This is a genomic window from Oleiagrimonas sp., from assembly GCF_027858935.1.
Lineage (GTDB): Bacteria > Pseudomonadota > Gammaproteobacteria > Xanthomonadales > Rhodanobacteraceae > Oleiagrimonas.
In genome coordinates, this window is the sequence record NZ_JAQIBU010000226.1 from 1 (window position 1) to 4,647 (window position 4,647).

A 4,647-nucleotide genomic window follows, 5' to 3' on the forward strand; every position below is an offset into this window, starting at 1 on the left:
GCGCACCAGCCCGGATCGCCAATATGGATGGCCACGCCGCTGGGGACAAGAGCAGTCTCGCCTGGCGCAAGGGTCAGCGGTTCTTCGACCGCGGCCCGAAGGTCCATGCCGGCGCTGCCGTCGGTTGCATAGGCGGGCAGGGCGATGTCCTCGCCCATGCGGGGATCCAGGATTTTGAGCTCGACGTCGATCATCTGGGGTCACGCTTTCCTTTGGCATGAAAAAGCTCGGCCACCACGCGCATCAGCTCCTGCGCCAGGGCTTCCTTGCTGCTGCGTGGCAACTGGGCCCGCCCCTCCGGCCAAAGCAGCGTAAGCGCATTGTCCTCGGTTTCGAACCCCAAGCCACCACCGACACGGTTGGCCGCGATCAGGTCCAGCTTCTTGCGTTCGAGCTTGTCGCGCGCGTATCCCTCGACGTTCTCTGTCTCGGCAGCGAATCCGACCAGAAAAGGCGGCCGGTCCCCCGCCGCGAGCGTGGCGAGAATATCCGGATTCTCGATCATGTGCAGATGCAGCGGCTGGCCACTTTCCTTCTTGAGCTTTTGCCCGGCCACCTGCTCGGGACGGTAGTCGCCGACCGCGGCCGCCGCCACATAGATGTCGCAGTTCGTGGATTCGGCCAGCACGACATCGGACATTTGCCGGGCCGTTCGCACATCGATACGCCGGGCCACGCCGGCGGGGGTGTCAAGGCACACCGGCCCGGCAATCAGGCAGACCTCGGCACCGGCAGCAGCTGCCGCCGCAGCTGTCGCAAAGCCCATTCGTCCGGAACTGCGATTGCCGACAAAGCGCACCGGATCGATGTCCTCGTATGTCGGACCCGCGCTGACCAGCACGCGCAGACCCTCAAGCGGACCGCCACCAAAGCTGGCCGCCAATGCCTCCCGCAACTCGGTCGGCTCCAGCATGCGACCTTCACCCACTTCACCGCAGGCCTGGTCGCCACTCCCGGGGCCGTGCAGCTTTACGCCACGTTCGGCGAGCATCCTCACGTTGGCCTGTACGGCAGGATGGGCCCACATCTGCCGGTTCATGGCAGGAGCCAGATGCAACGGTGCGGCACTGGCCAGGCAAAGCGTACTGAGCAGGTCATCGGCGTGCCCGTGCGCCAGGCGCGCAATGAGGTCGGCCGACGCCGGAGCCACCAGGATCCGTTCAGCCCATCGGGCCAGCTCGATATGGCCCATGGCCGCCTCGGCCTGTTCGTCCCACAGGCTGCTACGCACCGGTTGTCCGGACAGGGCCTGAAAGGTGGTTGCGGTGACAAAACGGGCCGCGCCCGCAGTCATGACCACGCGCACCTGCGCATCCGCCTCACGCAGACGGCGAACCAGTTCGCATGCCTTGTAGGCCGCGATGCCTCCGGACACGCCGAGCAGAATGCGACGTCGAGCCAGACTCATGTGGGAACTCGCTGACAGCCAAGCAAGCCCTTAGCTTACCGGATTCCGCAACCCACGCCGCTGCCCGGTTTGCGAATGCGCGTGCAGGATTGAAACGTTGCCCTTTTGTGAGGTTTCATCATGGCCATCCGCGACTGGCCCGACCACGAACGACCCCGTGAACGCCTGCTTGCGCACGGAGCCAAGGCGCTCAGCGATGCCGAGCTTCTCGCCGTCCTCCTGGGCAGCGGCTTGCGCGGCAAGGATGCGGTAACGCTCGGTCGCGAACTGGTGGCTGCAAGCGGTAGTCTCGGCGCCCTGCTCGGTCATCCTGAGGCCTCGCCCCTGCCCGGCCTCGGTCCGGCCCGCAAGGCGCGTCTTTGCGCGGCAGTGGAGCTGGCGAGGCGGGCACTTGCAGAAGACCTCGCACGCGGGACCCCCCTCACCAGTCCCCAGGACAGCGCCGCCTACCTCAAGGCGCAACTGCAGCATTTGCCGCACGAGGTCTTCGCGTGCCTGTATCTGGACAACCGTCATCGCGTGCTGGGCTTCGAGGAACTCTTCCGCGGCACCATCGATGGTGCCAGCGTGCATCCGCGCGAGGTGGTTCGCGCCTGCCTGCGTCACAATGCGGCGGCCGTGATCTTTGCCCACAACCATCCCTCCGGCGTTGCCGAACCCAGCCAGGCCGACCGCTCGATCACGCTCGAACTGCGTGATGCCCTGCGGCTGATCGGCGTGCGCGTGCTGGATCACCTGGTCGTCGGCAGCGGTGTTCCTGTATCCATGGCCGCGCGCGGACTGATCTGATCCAGCGTGTTTCCCGGGCACAAAAAAAGCGCGGCCAAAGGCCGCGCTTTACTTGTTGTCGCTACACCCTCGCCGGGGGGCGACGAACACTGGCGGCATAGCGGGGGAGCGCACTTCCAACCAGTGTCTGGGCCCCTTCAGCATCTGCGCACATCCGGAGTCGCGCGACGTATGAAGGAACTGGATGAATTATGCGTATCGTTCGTGACTGGCAGATGACAAGGCCAGGACTGTTCTTGCGCAGACACTCCAAACCGAACTTATACACAATTTCATAAAACTGTCACTTAGCCTTTAAAGCTCATTTTATGGTCGCGATTATCATCGTAAATTATTGTAATATATGAATTTCCATTGCCGAACCGCAGGTGAACCAGGATTCAGGACCTGGACCCCGGCCAAGGCACTCACAGTGCCCACAGACTTATCCACAGCCTTGGCGCGCACCTTGAAAGCTTCGGGAATCTCCAGTCATGACACACACTTGGCGATTTCCGTGGTTGCCGCGGGCTGATAGCATGTGCGGCTCCGAATCTATGACGCCTCCCCGTGAAACAGTTGCTTCATGACCTGGTGCTGCAAGGCCTTCATGCCCTGCAGAACGATGCCAGCCTGCCCGCCGACCTTGAGCTCCCCGCGTTTGTGATCGAACGCGCGCGCAATCGTGAGCACGGGGATTTCGCCACCAACGTGGCCATGCTGCTGGCGCGCCCTGCACGGCGCAACCCGCGAGAGCTGGCCCAGATTCTGGTATCCGCGCTGGCGGACAGTACCCTGGTCGATCGTGTCGAGATCGCGGGGCCCGGCTTCATCAACTTCTTCATGAGCCCGGCGGCATATCACGCCGAGGTCGAGCGGGTGTTGGACCTCGGCGCACGCTACGGCCGCAACGACAGTGGCAAAGGACATGTGGCCGGGATCGAATTCGTCTCCGCGAACCCGACCGGACCCCTGCACGTGGGCCACGGCCGCAATGCAGCGCTGGGCGACTGTATCTGTCGCTTGCTGGAAGCCTCCGGCTGGAACGTCAAGCGCGAGTTCTACTACAACGATGCCGGGGTCCAGATCCAGAACCTGGCCATCTCCGTCCAGGCCCGCGCACGCGGCCTGTCGCCCGAGGATGCCGGATGGCCGGCGGATGGTTACCGTGGCGACTACATTTGCGACGTGGCACGCGCCTATCTGGCCTGCGAATCGGTGTCCGCCGACGACCGCACCGTCACCGCCGTCGCCGATCCCGAGAACCTGGACGCGATCCGCGACTTCGCGGTGGCCTACCTGCGCCACGAGCAGGACCTGGATCTGAAAGCCTTCGGGGTGCACTTCGATGTCTATTTCCTGGAGTCCTCGCTGTACGCGGACGGCAAGGTCGAGGAGACCGTCGAAACGCTGATCGAACACGGCCATACCTACAAGTATGGGGGCGCGTTATGGCTCAGGACCTCGGACTACGGTGACGACAAGGACCGCGTGATGCGCAAGTCCGACGGCACCTACACTTATTTCGTGCCTGACGTGGCCTACCACCTCTCCAAGTGGCAGCGTGGCTACGAGCGCGCGCACACGGTGCTCGGCGCGGACCATCACGGTTCACTGGCGCGCGTGCATGCAGGCCTGCAGGCGCTGAACATCGGCATCCCTGAAGGGTGGCCCGTATATGTGCTCTACCAGATGGTCACCGTGATGCGCGGCGGCGAGGAGGTGAAGATCTCCAAGCGTGCAGGCAGCTACGTGACCCTGCGCGAGCTGATCGACGAGGTTGGACGCGACGCCACGCGCTATTTCCTGATCGCTCGCAAGGGCGACTCGCAGCTGGTGTTCGACATCGACCTGGCACGCTCGCAGACCAACGACAACCCGGTCTACTACATCCAGTACGCGCACGCCCGCGTGTGCAGCGTGCTGCGCCAGCTGCAGGAAAAGGGCCTGGACTTCGACATCGAGCTCGGCCGCCGCAACCTGGCACGACTGGACAATGAACATGAGCAGGTGCTCATGACCGAGCTGTCACGCTACCCTGAGATCATCGAGTCGGCGGCCGCGAGCCTGGAGCCGCATCTGCTGGCAGGATGGCTGCGCGAACTGGCGCAGGCGTTCCACACCTACTACAACTCACACCAGTTCCTGGTCGAAGACGACGATCTGCGCCACGCACGACTGACCCTGGTCACGGCCACGCGTCAGGTGCTGGCAAACGGACTGGAACTTTTGGGCCTGACGGCCCCGGAGAGCATGTAAATGGCAACGCGCAAGGGCAAACAGGCCGTTCGCAACGGCGGGTTCCCGGCCTGGGGCTGGGTACTGATCGGACTGATTCTGGGAGCCATCCTCATGGCCATGGCCACCCGTGGCGGCTGGATTCCGATGAGCCGCAAACACAACGGCCCGCAGGCCAACCCCGACACCAGCGTGCCGAGCAACAGCGAGCCCGGCGTCGCCGACCAGCCCGG

The 4,647-nt window shown here is 64.0% G+C and carries 3 protein-coding genes and 2 pseudogenes; 3 read left to right on the top strand and 2 right to left on the bottom strand.

Annotated features, from left to right (window positions below; all coding sequences use genetic code 11):
* Both PF446_RS08405 and coaBC read right to left on the bottom strand, forming a co-directional pair.
* A pseudogene (locus tag PF446_RS08405) lies at nt 1–194 on the bottom strand (dUTP diphosphatase); the annotation flags it as partial.
* Entirely contained in the window at nt 191–1,408 is a 1,218-nt protein-coding gene (gene coaBC / locus PF446_RS08410; RefSeq protein WP_298070986.1) for a bifunctional phosphopantothenoylcysteine decarboxylase/phosphopantothenate--cysteine ligase CoaBC, read from the bottom strand. The pseudogene PF446_RS08405 and the gene coaBC, both read right to left, overlap by 4 nt.
* Nucleotides 1,409–1,528: 120 nt before the next feature.
* Here coaBC and radC point away from each other — a divergent pair, with 120 nt between their 5' ends.
* The 3 genes and pseudogenes from radC to PF446_RS08425 all read left to right on the top strand — a co-directional run.
* Nucleotides 1,529–2,197 (top strand): DNA repair protein RadC, encoded by a 669-nt coding sequence (radC, locus tag PF446_RS08415; protein WP_298070987.1) that lies wholly within the window; start codon nt 1,529–1,531, stop codon nt 2,195–2,197.
* Between the two features lie 549 nt (nt 2,198–2,746).
* Nucleotides 2,747–4,435: an arginine--tRNA ligase gene (argS, locus tag PF446_RS08420; RefSeq protein ID WP_298070988.1), complete on the top strand. Its 1,689-nt coding sequence runs from the start codon at nt 2,747–2,749 to the stop codon at nt 4,433–4,435.
* A pseudogene (locus PF446_RS08425) lies at nt 4,436–4,647 on the top strand (SPOR domain-containing protein); the annotation flags it as partial.